Here is a 16,705-nt window from a genome sequence, read left to right as displayed (position 1 = left end):
GCCGAGCTGATCAGTCGAGGCGGGCGGGGGCGACTTCACCCGCCTCCTCGGCACCCCGCTGCTGCGGGATCACCACGGCACCCTGCTGAAGCGCCACCGTGCGGGTGGGCGCCGGGATGCGGATGCCCTCGGCGCGGTAGCGCTTGTGGAGGCGCTTGATGAACTCGTGCTTGATGCGGAACTGGTCGCTGAACTCGCCGACGCCCAGGATGACCGTGAAGCCGATCCGGGAGTCGCCGAAGGTGTGGAAGCGGACCAGCGGTTCGTGGTCGGGGACCGCGCCGGTGATCTCGGTCATCACCTCGGCGACGACCTCGACGGTCACCCGCTCGACGTGTTCCAGGTCGCTGTCGTAGCCCACACCGACCTGGACGAGGATCGTCAACTGCTGCTCGGGCCGCATGAAGTTGGTCATGTTCGACTTCGCGAGCTCCCCGTTGGGGATGACGACCAGGTTGTTGGAGAGCGCGCGTACGGTCGTCTGACGCCAGTTGATGTCCTCGACATAGCCCTCCTCACCGCTGCTCAGCCGGATGTAGTCACCGGGCTGGACGGTCTTGGAGGCGAGGATGTGGATGCCCGCGAAGAGGTTGGCGAGGGTGTCCTGAAGGGCGAGGGCGACCGCCAGACCGCCGACGCCGAGGGCGGTGAGCATCGGCGCTATGGAGACGCCCAGGGTCTGGAGCACCACCAGGAAGCCGATCGCCAGGACCAGCACACGGGTGATGTTGACGAAGATCGTGGCCGAGCCGGCGACGCCCGGGCGGGACTGGGTGACCGTCCGCATCAGGCTGGCCACCAGCCGGGCCGCCGCCACCGTGACCACGAAGATCAGCAGCACGGTCAGGATCTGGTTGGTGGTGCGCTGGGTCGTCTTCGTCAGCGGAAGTGCCGCCGCGGCGACGGCGATACCGCCCGCGATGGCCGCCGCGGGCACCACCGTCCGCAGCGCGGCCACGATGACGTCGTCGCCGCTCCATTTCGTGCGGTCGGCGTGCTTGCCCAGCCACTTGAGCAGGATCCGCAGCAGGAACGCGGCAACCAGGCCCGCGACCACGGCGATTCCGGGGACGACGAGGTCGTCCATGGTGAGATCCCGTTGAAACGCTGTCACGTCGCCACCTGTTCGAAAGTGCTGAAAGTGCTGAAAGTGCTGGATGAGCGGCCGCGCGGGCCGTGAAGGTGCCACGACGGGCACGACCGCTCATCCTGCCGTATCCGGCACAGGAGTTCGTAGATGGCCCCGGGGGCGGACGTCCCCGCTCAGACGATCCCCTCGGCCAGTTCTGCCTGGTCACGGTCGGAGCCGTACGCCGCCGTGGTGGGGGTTCCGTACGAACGGCGGGCGGCGTACCACCACACCGTGGCGAGGACGAGTACGACGGCGAGGGCGACGGACGCGTAGTTCATCGTGTCGACCGTCACCGGCGAGGACTGGGGCAGACAGAAGAGCACCGTGACGAACGCCACCCACACCACCGCGATCCATCCGATGGGCCTGCTCCACCGGCCCAGGCTCCAGGGCCCCGGCTGGAACCGGTCACCCGCGCGCAGCCGCAGCAGTACGGGGATGGCGTACGCGGGGGTGATGCCGATGACGTTGATGGCGGTGACCGCCCCGTACGCCGTCGCCGAGTACAGGGACGGCAGCGCGAGCAGGGCGGCCACCACGACCGACAGCCACACGGCCGCGACCGGGGTCTGGGTGCGGCTGCTGACCTTGCGCCACAGGGCCGAGCCCGGCAGCGCCCCGTCCCTGCTGAACGCGAACACCATCCGGCTGGCGGCGGCGACTTCGGCGTTGCCGCAGAACAGCTGGGCGATGATCACCACGATGAGGAGCGCGCTCGCGCCGTCCGTGCCGAGCCCGTCCAGCAGGATCTGCGCGGGCGGCACCCCGGTGTCGGTGGCCCGGGTGGCGTCGTAGTCCTGGATGGCGAAGGTGAGTCCCGCGAGCAGCACGAAGCCCGCTATCCAGGAGACCCAGATGGAGCGGACGATGCCCTTCGCGGCCGACACGGAGGCGTTGGAGGTCTCCTCGGACAGATGGGCGGAGGCGTCGTAGCCGGAGAAGGTGTACTGGGCGAGGAGCAGGCCGATCGCCGCCACGTACAAGGGAGACGACCAGCCGGTGTCGTTGACGAACTCGGTGAAGACGAAGGACGGCGACTGGTGGTGGTCGGGGACGATCGCCAGCGCGCCGACGATGAGCGCGACGCCCGCCAGGTGCCACCACACGCTGATGGAGTTGAGGACGCTGACCAGGCGCACGCCGAAGAGGTTCAGTACGGCGTGCAGCAGCAGGATCGCCAGGAAGATCAGCATCGTCTTCTCCGGTGTCGGCTCGAAGCCCCACTGGAGGTTGGCGAACGCGCCCGCGAACAGCGCCGCGCCGTAGTCGATACCGGCGATCGCCCCCAGCAGACCGAGCAGATTGAGCCAACCCGTGTACCAGCCCCAGCGGCGGCCGCCGAGCCGGTCCGCCATGTAGTACAGGGCTCCCGAGGTCGGGTACGCGCTGGTGACCTCGGCGAGCGCGAGGCCCACGCACAGGACGAATAGGCCGACCCCGGCCCAGCCCCACAGCATCACCGCGGGGCCGCCCGCGCCGAGGCCGAAGCCGTACAGGGTCATGCAGCCGGACAGGATCGAGATCACCGAGAAGCTGATCGCGAAGTTGCCGAAGCCGCCCATACGGCGGGCGAGGACCGGCCGGTAGCCGAGTTCGCGCAGGCGCTGCTCCTCGTCGTGGGGAGGGCGGCCTTCGGTGGTGCGGGACATACGTACCTCCGGAACTGGTGGTGGGTCACGCGGGACGGCAGCGCGCCCGGGCCTGGAGGAAGATCTCCACGGCCTGGGCGGTGTCGCCCTGATCGGGGGTGCGGTACGCCCAGGGCAGGGGCGTCCAGTAGGGGCCGAGCGCCTCGAACACCCGCGTGGCGTCCGTGAACTGGAGGGCGCCCCACAGGGCGTGGGCGACATGGTTCAGGTCCAGCAGCGAGCGCTCGGCGGTGAAGGTCTGCTCGAACCAGGCGTACAGCGCGCGCTGGGCCTCGCGGGTGGCGTCCTCGGCGACCCAGTGCAGATCGAGTGCGGCGTCGCGGCCGCCGGAGCGGCGGTAGCGCTCGACCCGGACGTAGAGCGGCAGGACGTGCAGCGCGGAGCCCGGGGGAGCGGTGTCGGTGGCCCAGTGCGCGTAGCCGGCGGCCTCCGCGAGCCGTCCCGAGGTGCCGTGCTCGTAGAGGAACTGGAGCATCCGGTGGTGGGCCTCGCGGTTGTACGGGTCGCGCTTGTCGGCCTCGGCCAGCAGGCCCCAGGGGCCCGGCGGGAGCATCGGCCCGGGCGGTGCCACCCGGTGCTCGGCCCACTGCCGCTCCCGGTCGAGCCGGGACAGTGCGAGCAGGCACACCCAGGGGACGGGGTCCGCCGGGGCGGCCCGGGCCGCGGCGTGGCTCGCCTGCCAGGCCTCGTGCCACATTCCGAGGGTGTACGAGTGGCCCTCGCGGTGGGCCCGCAGCGCTCGTTCCACGGCGACCCTGGCGTGCATCACCGTGGCCGGGACGCTGTGCGGTTCCTCCTGGAGCCAGGCGCGCACCACGTCGGTGCCGGCGGCCGCGGCGGCGAGGACCTGGGTGCGCTGGGTCCACTGCCACCAGGCCGTGGTCTCCGTGAGGATCCGGCGCATCGACATCCAGCGTCCCGTGCGCACCTCCTGGAGGGTGGCGCGCAGCGCGGTGTCGTGGCCCGCGGGATCGTAGGCGGGGCGTGCTCCGTCTCTGGCCATCAGCCTCCCGCCCCGGGCAGCGGGCGGGTTCTGACGGCAAGGTGGAGTAACAACAGCCCTCCTCTGGGCGGCAGTCGAGGAGTTCACGTCGGTCGCGGCGGTCACTATAGAGGCGGGGGTTCCGCTACTCCTCCCGTTTCCCGATCTTTTCGAACTCCTTTGCGGGGAGCGGTGGTTGACCGACAGTCAGCTTCGCTTGACGCGATGTGTCGGACGGCGGCAGTCTGTCGCACGGTGATCGCCGAGGGATGATCCGAAGCCACACCCCGGGGAGGGCGCGATGACAGGTCCGGTGCTCGCTGTCGACCAGGGAACATCCGGCACCAAGGCCCTCGTCGTCTGCCCCGAACGCGGTGTCATCGGCGCCGGCTTCGCCGAGGTGCGGACACGCCATCTGCCCGGCGGCCTGGTCGAGGCCGACCCCGAGGAGCTGTACGCCTCCGTCGTCGACGCAGGCCAGCGCGCCCTGGCCGAGGCCCGCGAACCCGTCGTGGCGCTGGGCCTCGCCAACCAGGGCGAGACCGTGCTCGCCTGGGACCCCGACACCGGCCGCCCGCTCACCGAGGCCCTCGTCTGGCAGGACCGCCGCGCCGAGTCGGTGTGCGAGGAACTCGCCCCGTACGCCGACGAGTTGCGCGAACTGACCGGACTGCCCCTCGACCCGTACTTCGCCGCGCCCAAGATGGCCTGGATACGCTGCCACCGCACCCGCGAGGGCGTCGTCACCACCACCGACGCCTGGCTCGTCCACCGTCTCACCGGCGCCTACGTCACCGACGTCGCGACCGCCGGCCGCACCCAGCTCCTCGACCTCGACCGCGCCCGCTGGTCACCGCGCGCCCTCGACCTGTACGGACTCGCCGAGGAGCGGCTCCCCGAGGTCGTCGACAACGCCCGGCACATCGGTACGACCAAGGAGTTCGGGCCCGAGATCCCGCTCACCGGCCTCGCCGTCGACCAGCAGGCCGCCCTGCTCGCCCAGCGCATCACCGCACCCGGCGGCGCCAAGTGCACCTACGGCACCGGGGCGTTCCTCCTCGCCCACACCGGCGACACCCCGAGACACGGCACCTCCGGCCTGGTCAGCTGTGTCGCCTGGCGGCTCGGCGGACGGACGAGCTACTGCCTCGACGGCCAGGTGTACACGGCCGCGTCCGCCGTGCGCTGGCTCACCGACCTCGGCGTCATCAAGGGCGCCGCCGACCTGGACACCGTGGGCGGCACGGTGCCCGACAGCGCCGGCGTCACCTTCGTCCCCGCACTGGCCGGGCTCGCCGCCCCCTGGTGGCGCGGCGACCTGCGCGGCTCCCTCACCGGGCTCGGCCTCGACACGGGCCCCGGGCACCTCGTGCGCGCCCTGTGCGAGGGCATCGCCGCCCAGGTCGCCGAGCTCGCCGACGCGGCCGGCGCCGACCTCGGCGCAGCCTTCGACACCCTGCGCGTCGACGGCGGCCTCACCCGCTCCGCCCTGCTCATGCAGGCCCAGGCCGACCTGCTGCAACGCCCCGTCGAGGTGTCCGCCCTGCCCGACGCGACCGCGCTCGGCGTCGGCGCCCTGGCCCGGCTGGGCGCACAGCCCGGCCTGACGGTCGTCGAAGCGCTGCCCGACTGGCGACCGGCCGCCGTCTACGAGCCGCGCATCACCCCCGACGAGGCCGCCGAGCGCCGCGCGGGCTTCCGCACCGAGGTCGCCGCACTGCTCGACCGGACACCCGCATGACGGTCACCACGACCGGACCGCTGCCGTCCACGGCGTACGACGTGGCGATCGTCGGCGCCGGAGTCGTCGGCAGCGCCCTCGCCCGCGAACTCGCCCGGTACCCGCGGCTGCGCGTCGCGCTCGTCGAGGCGCAGGACGACGTGGGCCAGGGCACCTCGAAGGCCAACACGGCGATCCTGCACACCGGGTTCGACGCGGTCCCCGGCTCGCTGGAGGCACGGCTCGTGCGCGAGGGGTCACGCCGACTGGCGGAGTTCGCCGCCGAGTCGGGCATCGCCGTCGAGCGGGTCGGCGCCCTCCTCGTCGCGTGGGACGAGGAACAGCTCGCCGCGCTGCCCCGCCTCGCGGAGAAGGCCGAGCGGAACGAGTACAAGGAGTCCCGGCTGCTCGGCAGCGCCGAACTCTACTCACGCGAACCGCACTTGGGGCCCGGCGCGCTGGGGGCGCTGGAGATCCCGGGCGAGAGCATCATCGACCCCTGGACGACGACCCTGGCCTACGCCACCCAGGCCGTCCGGCACGGAGTGGACCTGCACCTCAACTGCCGTGTGGAACAAGGCGTCCGGACCACCACCCGGGGTGCCCTGAACGCCCGTTGGGTGATCAACGCGGCCGGTCTGCACGCCGACACCCTCGACCGGCGGCTCGGCCACGACGACTTCACCGTCCACCCGCGCCGAGGCCAGCTCATCGTCTTCGACAAGCTCGCCCGGTCCCTGGTCCGGCACATCCTCCTGCCCGTCCCCACCGCCCTCGGCAAGGGCGTCCTGGTGGCACCCACCGTCTACGGCAACGTCCTTCTCGGCCCCACCGCCGAGGACCTCGACGACAAAGGGGCCACGCAGTCCTCCGCCGAAGGCCTGTCCCTGTTGCGCGAGAAGGGCCGCCGCGTCCTGCCCGAACTGCTCGACGAGGAGATCACCGCCGTCTACGCCGGGCTGCGCGCCGCCACCGAACACGACGACTACCGCATCCGCGTCCATGAGGAGCAGTCCTACGTCACGGTGGGCGGCATCCGCTCGACCGGCCTGACCGCCTCGCTCGCCATCGCGGAACACGTCGTCGGACAACTGGCCGAAAGCGGACTGGAGCCGGGCCCCGCGCGCGACCTGGATCCCGTGCGCATGCCCAACCTCGGCGAAGCCTTCCCCCGCCCCTACCAGCGTCCCGAACTCATCGCCGCCGACCCGGAGTACGGCACCCTCGTCTGCCACTGCGAACGCGTCTCCCGCGGCGAGATCCGCGACGCCCTGGCCGGTACGGTCCCGCCGGGCAGCCTCGACGGGCTGCGCCGCCGCACCAGGGCCCGGTCGGGACGCTGCCAGGGGTTCTACTGCGGGGCGGCCGTACGGCACCTGTTCGAGGAGGCCCGGACATGACGTTCTCCGCGCAGGCCCCGCGGTGACCCGGCAGGTCGACGTCCTCGTGGTCGGCGCCGGACCGGCGGGCCTCGCCGCCGCCGCGCGTCTGGCCGCCGGCGGTGCGGGCCGGGTCGAGGTGCTGGACCGCGAGCAGCGGGCCGGGGGAGTACCACGGCACTGCGCGCACGGCGGCTACGGCACCTGGCTGCACCCGCTGACCGGGCCCGGCTACGCCCGGCTGCTCACCGACGCGGCGCTGCGGACCGGAGCGGTCGTACGCACCGGGGTGACCGCCCTCGACTGGGCGGGCCCCCTCGCGGTCACCACCGTGAGCCGGGACGGACCGCAGACCGTCGAGGCGCGGGCCGTGATCCTGGCCACCGGCGCCCGTGAACGCCCGCGCGCCGCACGGCTGGTGCCGGGGACCCGGCCGGCCGGTGTCTACACCACCGGTGAACTCCAGCAGGCCGTGCACCTGTACGGGCAGCGGATCGGGACGCGGGCGGTGATCGTCGGCGCGGAAGGCGTCGCGTACTCGGCCGCCGACACCGTACGGGCCGCGGACGCGGACGTCGTGGCCATGGTCACGGAGTCGGACCGGGCGCGGACCACCCGGCTCCGCGCCCAGGACGCCCGCCTTCGCCGGCGCGTCCCCCTGCTCACCGGGACCGCCGTCGTCGAACTCCTCGGCCACGGGCGGCTGTCCGGCGTCCGCGTCCGGCACCGGGACGGCCGTACGACCGTCCTGGCGTGCGACACCGTCGTGTTCACCGGCGACTTCGTGCCCGAGGACGAGCTGGCGCGCAGAGGAGGGCTGACCCTGGCCCCCGAGACCTCACGGCCCGGAGTGTTCGCCGTCGGCGGTCTGCTGCACCCGGGGGAGAGCGCGGGTGCGGCCGCCCGTGCCGGTGCGCGGCTGGCCGCCACCGTTCAGGAGTTCTTGAACGACCCGTGCCGACCCGCCCCGGAGGCGAACCGGGCGGCGCCCTCCAGGCTCTCCTCCAACACCCCCATGCCGTAACCGAGTTCGCCGCGTAGGGCGGCCGTCTCGTCCAGCCCCTCCTGGTCCAGCACCGACGCCCGGTCCGCGCGCAGACAGGCCTGCGGGAACTCCGCGACGGCGGCGGCCATTTCCTCGGCCGCGGCGCGTGAGGTACCGGTGGGGACGACGCGGTTGGCCAGGCCCATTTCGTACGCCTCCGGGGCCGCCACCGGCCGTCCCGTCAGGATCATGTCCAGCGCGCGGCCGGTGCCGATCAGCCGGGGGAGCCGTACCGTACCGCCGTCGATCAGCGGAACGCCCCAGCGGCGGCAGAACACCCCGAACACCGCGTCCTCCTCGGCGACCCGCAGATCGCACCAGAGCGCCAGCTCCAGACCGCCGGCCACGGCGTGCCCGGCGACCGCCGCGATCACCGGCTTGGACAGCCGCATCCGGGTCGGCCCCATCGGGCCGTCGCCCTCCTCGGTGACCCGGTTGCCGCGTTCCGTGCCGAGCGCCTTGAGGTCGGCGCCCGCGCAGAACGTGCCGCCCTCGCCCCACAGCACCGCCACCCGCGCCTCGGCGTCCGACTCGAACTCCCGGAACGCGGTGGCGAGTTCGGCGGCGGTCGGGCCGTCGACCGCGTTGCGCGCGGCGGGGCGGGACAGGACGACGGTGGTGACGGGGCCGTTGCGTTCGCTCCGGACGGGCATGGCGGGCTCCTTCGGTCGGACGGCCTTCGCTGAGATCGCCTTCGCTCGGACGACCTTTCCTCGGACGCCCTTCGCTCAGATGACCTTCATTCGTACCAGGGCCCCGAGCGTCAACGCCCCCGGGACCAGCGGAAGCCAGACGGTGATGATCCGGTACGCCAGCACCACGGCCGTGGCGATCACCGCCGGACCGCCCGCCGCCACCAGCGCCACGACCAGCGCCGCCTCCACCGAGCCGATCCCGCCCGGCGTGGGCACCAGCGCGACGGCGACCGTCGCCGCGAGATACGCCACCGCGATGTGCAGCGGCGGCACCGGCAGCCCCAACGCCTGCCCCACCGCGACCAGTCCGGCCGCCTGCAACGCGGGGAAGGCGAGCGAACCGCCCCACAGGGCGAACGCCCGGGCCGGCCGGGTGTGCACCTCGCGTGCCTCGCAGAGCGCCGTACGCAGGAACGAGGTCACGGTCGTCCGCACCCGGCGTACGCACACGAGCACGCCCGCCGCCACGGCCACCACCAGGCCCAGGGCCGGCAGCAGCGCGCCGACCGCCCCCTCGGGAAGGAGGGCTCCCAGGCTCAGCGCGTCGGGGAAGGCGATCAGCAGCGCGGCCAGCAGACCGAGGCGGCCGATCGACTCCGCGAGCAGATACAGGGCGAGCGCGGCCGAGGAACGGGCGAGCGGGAGCCCGCACACCGTCATGAAACGGAGGTTGACCGCGCTCGCGCCCAGGCCGGTGGGGAGCAGGTGATTGGCGGCGCCGGCCGCGAACTGGGTCGCCAGCAGCCGCCGTTTGGGCAGCCCCTGAACGACCGCGCCCTGGCGGGTGCAGGCGGCGGCGACCCAGGTCAGACAGGTCGCGCAGACGGCGACCAGCAGCCAGGGCCACTCGGCCGACTCCAGATGGCCGAAGCCCTCGGACAGGACCGAACGGTGCTGCACGGCGACGACCGTGACGAGCAGAAGCGGAAGCAGGCACAGGATCTGACGGATCCTGCGGGCGGGGACGCGACGGGGGCTCACGTCCTCAGAGGTTCTCCGTGCCGTGCCAACTGCGGGTTGCGGAAGGGCGGCCGGGGGATTGCGTACGGTCATCGGATCCTTCGAGCGGGGGGACATCGAGAAGGTGTTGACCTCAACAACGCTTGAGGTCCTACGTTCGCTCCCATGAGCATGGAAACCACAGCCTGGACACAGCTGCAGAGCGTGATGCACGCCGAGCAGGAGACACGGCCCTTCGCCCGCACGACGCTGCGCCGCATCGGCGCGTTCGCCCGGCCGCACCGCACCCGGATCGCCCGGTTCGTGGTGCTCGGGGTGGCGACCGCGCTGCTCGCCGTCGCCACCCCGGTGCTCGCCGGCCACGTCGTGGACGCGATCGTGACGGGCGACGACGAGGGCACCGTCGTACGCCTCGCCCTGCTCATCGCGCTCATCGCGGTCGCCGAGGCGGCACTGGGCATCCTCGGCCGACGGCTGTCGTCGACCCTCGGCGAGGGGCTCATCCTCGATCTGCGGACGGCTGTGTTCGATCATGTGCAGCGCATGCCGGTCGCGTTCTTCACACGGACACGTACGGGAGCGCTGGTCTCCCGACTCAACAACGACGTCATCGGTGCACAGAGGGCGTTCAGCAACACACTCTCCGGAGTCGTCAGCAATCTCGTCACCCTGCTGCTCACCCTCGCCGTCATGCTCACCCTGTCCTGGCAGATCACCCTGCTCGCCCTGGCCCTGCTGCCGGTCTTCGTGATCCCGGCCCGCCGCATGGGCCGCCGGATGGCCCGGATGCAGCGGGAGGCGGCCGCGCTGAACGCGGCGATGGGCACCCGCATGACCGAGCGTTTCTCGGCGCCCGGCGCCACACTGATCAAGCTGTTCGGCCGCCCCGAGCAGGAATCCGAGGAGTTCGCGGCCCGCGCCCGCAGGGTCGCCGACATCGGCGTGCGCACGGCCACCGCGCAGTCGGTGTTCATCACCGCCCTCACCCTGGTCTCCGCCCTGGCGCTGGCCCTCGTCTACGGCCTCGGCGGCTGGTTCGCCCTGCGCGGCACCCTGGAGCCCGGCGCGGTCGTTTCCCTCGCCCTGCTCCTGACCCGGCTGTACGCCCCGCTCACCTCCCTCGCCGGAGCCCGCGTCGAGGTGATGAGCGCCCTGGTCAGCTTCGAGCGGGTCTTCGAGGTGCTCGACCTGAAGCCGCTGATCGAGGAGAAGCCGGACGCCGTCGACGCCCCCGACGAGCCGGTCGCCGTCGAGTTCGAGGACGTCCGCTTCGGCTACCCGTCCGCCGACAAGGTCTCCCTGGCCTCCCTGGAGGAGGTCGCCTCCCTCGACACCCGGGGCGGCGACGAGGTCCTCAAGGGCATCTCCTTCCGCGCCGAACCGGGCCAGACGATCGCCCTGGTCGGCTCCTCCGGCGCGGGCAAGTCGACGATCGCCGGGCTGCTCCCGCGTCTGTACGACGTCGACGAGGGCGCCGTACGGATCGGCGGCACCGATGTCCGCGACCTGACCGCACGCTCGCTGCGCGCCACGCTCGGCATGGTCACCCAGGACGGCCACCTCTTCCACGACACGGTCCGCGCCAACCTGCTGCTGGCCCGCCCGGAGGCGACCGAGGCCGACCTGCGCGACGCGCTGCGCCGCGCCCGCCTCGACGTCCTCGTGGACTCCCTCCCCGACGGCCTCGACACGGTGGTCGGCGAACGTGGCTACCGTCTCTCCGGCGGCGAGCGCCAGCGGATGACCATCGCCCGGCTGCTGCTGGCCCGCCAGCGTGTCGTCATCCTCGACGAGGCGACGGCCCACCTCGACAACACCTCGGAGGCGGCGGTCCAAGAGGCACTCACGGAAGCGCTGGCAGGACGGACCGCGATCGTCATCGCCCACCGTCTGTCCACCGTCCGGGCGGCCGACCAGATCCTGGTGGTCGAGGCCGGGCGGATCGTGGAACGGGGCACGCACGAGGAGCTGTTGGCGGCCGGCCGACGCTACGCCGAGCTGTACCGGACCCAGTTCGAGGAGCGGCGGGGCGAGGTCACGGAGATCGAGGCGGCCGCATAGAACAGTCACAGGCGACACGTCAACCCCGCAGATTCACACAAAGAACGACAACATCATTGCCTCGCTCGGACCGGCAACTTAGTGTGCGTTCGGTTTCCCAACAGCACCGAACAGGATCTGACGCTCACTCAAGCAGTGCCCCCACACTGTCGTTTCGAGGAAGGCCACGGTCATGTCGCACTTTCCCGTGTCTCCCGTCAGCCGCCGCCGTCTGCTGGAAGGAGGTGCCGCGGTCCTCGGCGCGCTCGCCCTGCCCGCAACGACCACCCCGGCACGGGCGGCCGACGCGGCGGCCACTCCCGAGTGGAACGGCAACATCGCCGTCTTCCGGCTGGGGTCCGAGCCGCCGCACACCACCCTCATGCCGTACGCGGACGTGAGACAGGCCCTGGCCGCCGACCGCACCCGCTCCCCGTACCGGCTGAGCCTGGACGGCAAGTGGAAGTTCGCGTACGCCGACCGCCCCGACGACCGCGACCCGGACTTCCACCGCACGGACGTCGACGACAGCGACTGGGACACCGTCCCCGTCCCCTCCGCCTGGCAACTGCACGGCTACGACCGCCCGATCTACATCAACATCACCTACCCCTGGTGGGGCCCCAACGGCCTGGGCGAGGAGGCGCAGCCCCCGGCCGCACCGACCCGCCACAACCCCGTGGGCCAGTACCGCCGCACCTTCACGGTCCCGCGCGACTGGACGGGCCGGCGGACCTTCCTCCACTTCGAGGGGGTCAAGTCCGCCCACTACGTGTGGATCAACGGGGAGCTGGTCGGCTACCACGAGGACTCCTACGACCCCGCCGAGTACGACATCACCCCGCACCTGAAGGCGGGCACCAACCAGATCGCGGTGGAGGTCTACCGCTACTCCGACGGGGACTGGCTGGAGGACCAGGACATGATCCGGCTGAGCGGCATCTTCCGCTCGGTCTACCTGTACTCCACCCCTGCCGTGCACCTGCGTGACTTCCGCCTGGACACCCCGCTGAGCGACGACTACGAGTCGGCCGAACTGTCGGTCACCGCGAGCGTGCGGGACTACGGCGGCCGGGGCGGCGGCCGGTACTCCGTCGAGACCCAGCTGTACGACCCGAGCGGGCACCCGGTGTGGCCCCGGCCCCTCCAGCAGACCGTCGCGCTCGACGCCGGCGCGGAGGAGACCGTACAGGCCGCGAAGGCCGTGCCCCGGCCGCGTCTGTGGTCGGCCGAACACCCCGACCTCTACACCGCCGTGCTCCGCCTGCGTGACCCGGCGGGCAAGGTGATCGAGACCCTCTCCCACCGCGTCGGCCTGCGCGAGTTCGCGCTCAAGGACGGCCTGATGCGCATCAACGGCCGGCCGGTCTCCTTCCGGGGCACCAACCGCCACGAGATGCACCCGGTCCACGGCTCGGCCCTCACCCGCGCGGACATGGTCGAGGACATCGGGATCATCAAACGGCTCAACATCAACACCGTCCGCACCTCGCACTACCCGAACAACCCGCAGTGGCTCGAACTCGCCGACGAGTACGGCCTGTACCTCGTCGACGAGACCAACCTGGAGACCCACGGCATCCGCGGCGAGTACCCCGGCGACCACGCCGACTGGACCGCGGCCTGCGTGGACCGCGCCCGCAACATGGTCCACCGCGACAAGAACCACGCCTCGGTGGTCATCTGGTCGCTCGGCAACGAGGCGGGCGGCGGCAGCACCTTCAACGCCATGTACGACTGGATCACGTCCTACGACACCACCCGGGTCGTCCAGTACGAGGGCGACGACCGCCCGGGCATGAGCGACATCCGCTCCGAGATGTACGACAGTCCCTCCCGCGTCGAGGCACGCGCCAAGGACACGGCCGACACCCGGCCCTACGTGATGATCGAGTACTCGCACGGCATGGGGAACTCCAACGGCAACTTCAAGAAGTACTGGGACGTCGTCCGCCGCCACGACGTCCTCCAGGGCGGCTGGATCTGGGACTTCGTCGACCAGGCCCTGGAGTGGCCCACCCCCACGCGCAAGCGGTTCACCGAGTCGGGACCCGCCGCACTGCGCGGCGAGATCCAGGCACCCGCCGGCACCTTCACCCGCGCCGAGGGCGTCTCAGGCGGCACCGTCTTCGCCCGCGACACCGGCCTCGACCTCACCGGCTCCCTCACCCTGGAGGCCTGGGTCACCCCGCACGTGACCGGTGGCCATCAGCCGATCCTCGCCAAGGGCGACACCCAGTACGCGCTGAAGCAGACGAACAGGAACCTGGAGTTCTTCATCTACGGCGGCGGCCAGTGGATCAGCGTGAGCTGGGCGCTGCCGGCCGACTGGACCGGCCGCGAACACCACGTCGCGGGTGTCTTCGACGCGGCCGCGGGCACCCTGACCCTCCACGTCGACGGCGCGGCCCGGGCCACCCGCACCACCACGCGGCGCCCCGCCGACAACACCGCGTCCCTGGCCCTGGCCACCGATGTCGACAACCCCACCCGGGAGTTCAGCGGCACCGTCCGACGGGCCCGGGTGTACGCCCGCGCACTGAGCGCCGCCGACCTCGCCTCCACCGGCCGGGGACCCGGCGACGAGGGCGTACGGTTCTGGTTCGACGCCGCCACCGTCCACCTCACCGAGCAGCGGCCCCGGGAGCGGACGTTCCACGCCTACGGCGGCGACTGGGCCGACAACCCCAACGACGGGGCCTTCTCCGGGGACGGCATCGTCACCGCCGACCGCGGACTCACCGGCAAGTCCGCCGAGGTCAAGCGGATCTACCAGGCGATCGACGCGGTCTGGGCGTCCGGCGGCCCGGGAACGGTGACCCTCACCAACGAGTACCTCTTCACCAACCTCCGTGAGTTCGACGGACGGTGGGAGCTCGTCGCCGACGGAAAGGTGGTCCGGCGCGGCAGGCTCAGCCGGGCCCAGCTGGACCTCGCGCCGCTGTCGAGCAAGGACATCACCGTGCCCTTCGAGATACCGGACGACCCGGCGCCGGGCGCGGAGTACTTCCTCCAGCTGTCCTTCACCACCACGCAGACCACGAAGTGGGCCAGGGCCGGCTTCGAGGTGGCCCGGCAGCAGCTCGCCGTCGACTCCGGCAGCCCCGCCGTGACCCCGGTGCCGCTGGCACGCGTCCCCGCGCTGAGCCACCAGGACGCCGACGGGACGGTCACCGTCACCGGCAAGGGCTTCTCCGTCACCGTCGACAAGAAGACCGGTGTCATCACCTCCTACCGGTCCCGAGGCGCCGAACTGATCTCCTCCGGGCCCGCCCCCAACTTCTGGCGGGCCCCCACCGACAACGACCGCGGCAACGGCCAGCACACCCGCAACCAGACCTGGCGCGACGCCGGTACCCGCCGCCAGGTCACGGACGTCGTCGTCAGCACCCTCGGGGACAAGGCCGTCGTCATCGAGGTCGGCGGCACCCTGCCCACGACCACCGAGTCGACGTACACCACCACCTACACGGTCTTCGGGAACGGCGAGATCAAGGTCGACAACACCCTGCACCCGGGCGCCGCCTCGCTGCCGTACATCCCGGAGGTGGGCACGCTGCTGTTCCTGCCCGCCCGGCTGGAGAAGCTGCGCTACTACGGCCGCGGGCCCGAGGAGAACCACTGGGATCGCAACAACGCCACCGACGTGGGCCTGTACTCGGGCACCGTCACCGGCCAGCGGACCTCCTATCTGCGCCCCCAGGAGAGCGGCAACAAGACCGACGTCCGCTGGATCGCCCTCACCGGCGGCGACGGACCCGGCCTGCTCGTCACCGGCGAACCGCTCCTGGAGATCAACGCCTCCCACCTCACCCCGGAGGACCTCTCGGTCGGGGCCCGCCACGACTACCAGCTCACCCCGCGCAAGGAGGTCGTCCTGCGCCTGAGCCACCGCCAGATGGGCGTCGGCGGCGACAACAGCTGGGGCGCGCACACCCACGACGAGTACAAACTGTTCGCCGACCGCGACTACGCCTACACCTACCGGCTGCGGCCGCTGACGGACGTCGACGAGGCGACGGCGGCGTCACGCAGGCCCACCGGCCTGGAGTGACCCGGATCGCCGGAACAACGGAGTGACGGGGGTCTCGGTGCGCGGCCGGGACCCCTTCCGTACGCTGGACGCGCCCGTGCACCCAGAGCCCCTGACCTGGCGGGACCAGGCGGGGAGCCGACACCTCGGAGCACTCCATGCTGCGCACCATGTTCAAATCCAAGATCCACCGTGCCACCGTCACCCAGGCCGACCTGCACTACGTGGGATCGGTGACCATCGACGCGGACCTCCTCGACGCCGCCGACCTGCTGCCCGGTGAGCTCGTGCACATCGTCGACATCACCAACGGCGCCCGCCTGGAGACCTACGTCATCGAGGGCGAGCGCGGCTCCGGAGTGATCGGTGTCAACGGGGCCGCCGCGCATCTCGTCCACCCCGGCGACCTGGTGATCATCATCAGTTACGCTCAAGTGACCGATGCCGAGGCGCGGGCGCTGGAGCCGAGGGTCGTGCACGTGGACCGCGGCAACCGGATCGTGGCCCTGGGCGCCGACCCGTCGCAGCCGGTGCCGGGCTCGGACCAGGAGCGCAGCCCGCGGTCGGTACCGGCCTGATCCCCGTACGGCCTTCGACCAGGAGCGTGCCCATGAGCGACATCGAGATCCGCGACGACCGCCCGGCCGGCCGCCTTGAGGCCGTCGGCGACGGCGAAGTCGTGGGCCGTATCGAGTACTTCGTCCTCGCATCGCCCGCGCCCGCCCTGGTCCCCGTCCACACCATCGTGGAACCGGCCCACGAGGGAAAGGGCATCGCGGGCTCCCTGGCCCGCGAGCTCTACGCGACGGCCGAGCGCGAGGGCATCGTGGTGGCGCCGCTGTGCCCCTACGTCGTCAAGTGGGCCGAACGCCACCCCGAGGAGGCCCCGCCCGCCGACCCCGCGCTGCTCCGCGCGGCGAAGGAGTGGCTGGCGGCGCATCCCGGCCGGTTCTGAGGGTAGGCGGGGCAGTAGTCCACAGAGCCGACGTCACCACTGGCTGGAGGACACCATGACCAACCCGTACCCGGACCCCGTCCACCCGGGCCCGACCCCGGGCCCCTACCCGGAC

The 16,705-nt window shown here is 72.0% G+C and carries 11 protein-coding genes and 1 pseudogene; 7 read left to right on the top strand and 5 right to left on the bottom strand.

The genetic code is table 11. The features are described from left to right. Positions 1-10 precede the first annotated feature (10 nt). The 3 genes from HLK59_RS07650 to HLK59_RS07640 form a co-directional block, all read right to left on the bottom strand. Positions 11-1,087 (bottom strand): mechanosensitive ion channel family protein, encoded by a 1,077-nt coding sequence (locus tag HLK59_RS07650; RefSeq protein WP_171140564.1) that lies wholly within the window; start codon positions 1,085-1,087, stop codon positions 11-13. A 176-nt stretch (positions 1,088-1,263) separates the two neighbouring features. Further along, a complete protein-coding gene (locus HLK59_RS07645) occupies positions 1,264-2,781 on the bottom strand; it encodes an amino acid permease (RefSeq protein WP_171140500.1) in 1,518 nt (505 codons plus the stop codon). A 25-nt stretch (positions 2,782-2,806) separates the two neighbouring features. Then, entirely contained in the window at positions 2,807-3,784 is a 978-nt protein-coding gene (locus HLK59_RS07640) for a hypothetical protein (protein ID WP_171140499.1), read from the bottom strand. A gap of 280 nt (positions 3,785-4,064) precedes the next feature. On the opposite strand from HLK59_RS07640, the gene HLK59_RS07635 reads away from it, so the two are divergent. The 3 genes and pseudogenes from HLK59_RS07635 to HLK59_RS07625 all read left to right on the top strand — a co-directional run. Next, complete coding sequence (locus HLK59_RS07635; RefSeq protein ID WP_171140498.1) at positions 4,065-5,504, top strand: FGGY family carbohydrate kinase; 1,440 nt, start codon at positions 4,065-4,067, stop codon at positions 5,502-5,504. Continuing rightward, positions 5,501-6,883, top strand: a complete 1,383-nt coding sequence (locus HLK59_RS07630; RefSeq protein WP_171140497.1) for an FAD-dependent oxidoreductase — start codon at positions 5,501-5,503, stop codon at positions 6,881-6,883. The genes HLK59_RS07635 and HLK59_RS07630 overlap by 4 nt, the downstream gene beginning before the upstream one ends. A gap of 22 nt (positions 6,884-6,905) precedes the next feature. After that, positions 6,906-7,808: pseudogene (locus HLK59_RS07625) on the top strand (FAD-dependent oxidoreductase); the annotation flags it as partial. On the opposite strand, the gene HLK59_RS07620 reads toward HLK59_RS07625, so the two are convergent. Both HLK59_RS07620 and HLK59_RS07615 read right to left on the bottom strand, forming a co-directional pair. Continuing rightward, positions 7,796-8,560, bottom strand: a complete 765-nt coding sequence (locus HLK59_RS07620; RefSeq protein WP_171140495.1) for a crotonase/enoyl-CoA hydratase family protein — start codon at positions 8,558-8,560, stop codon at positions 7,796-7,798. The pseudogene HLK59_RS07625 and the gene HLK59_RS07620 overlap by 13 nt on opposite strands. 75 nt (positions 8,561-8,635) lie before the next feature. Further along, positions 8,636-9,553: a lysylphosphatidylglycerol synthase transmembrane domain-containing protein gene (locus tag HLK59_RS07615; RefSeq protein ID WP_346779671.1), complete on the bottom strand. Its 918-nt coding sequence runs from the start codon at positions 9,551-9,553 to the stop codon at positions 8,636-8,638. Positions 9,554-9,733: 180 nt separating this feature from the next. On the opposite strand from HLK59_RS07615, the gene HLK59_RS07610 reads away from it, so the two are divergent. The 4 genes from HLK59_RS07610 (at position 9,734) to HLK59_RS07595 (ending at position 16,590) form a co-directional block, all read left to right on the top strand. After that, positions 9,734-11,623, top strand: a complete 1,890-nt coding sequence (locus HLK59_RS07610; protein WP_171140563.1) for an ABC transporter ATP-binding protein — start codon at positions 9,734-9,736, stop codon at positions 11,621-11,623. Between the two features lie 172 nt (positions 11,624-11,795). Beyond that, positions 11,796-15,656, top strand: a complete 3,861-nt coding sequence (locus HLK59_RS07605; RefSeq protein ID WP_171140493.1) for a glycoside hydrolase family 2 TIM barrel-domain containing protein — start codon at positions 11,796-11,798, stop codon at positions 15,654-15,656. A gap of 137 nt (positions 15,657-15,793) precedes the next feature. Next, on the top strand, positions 15,794-16,213 hold the full coding sequence (gene panD / locus HLK59_RS07600; protein ID WP_171140492.1) for an aspartate 1-decarboxylase: 420 nt from the start codon (positions 15,794-15,796) through the stop codon (positions 16,211-16,213). Between the two features lie 32 nt (positions 16,214-16,245). Next, on the top strand, positions 16,246-16,590 hold the full coding sequence (locus HLK59_RS07595) for a GNAT family N-acetyltransferase (RefSeq protein WP_171140491.1): 345 nt from the start codon (positions 16,246-16,248) through the stop codon (positions 16,588-16,590). Positions 16,591-16,705: the final 115 nt, after the last annotated feature.

This window comes from Streptomyces sp. S3(2020) (assembly GCF_013044505.1).
Lineage (GTDB): Bacteria > Actinomycetota > Actinomycetes > Streptomycetales > Streptomycetaceae > Streptomyces.
The sequence above is the reverse complement of the archived record's forward strand: the minus strand, read 5'-3'. Positions and strand labels throughout refer to the sequence as shown.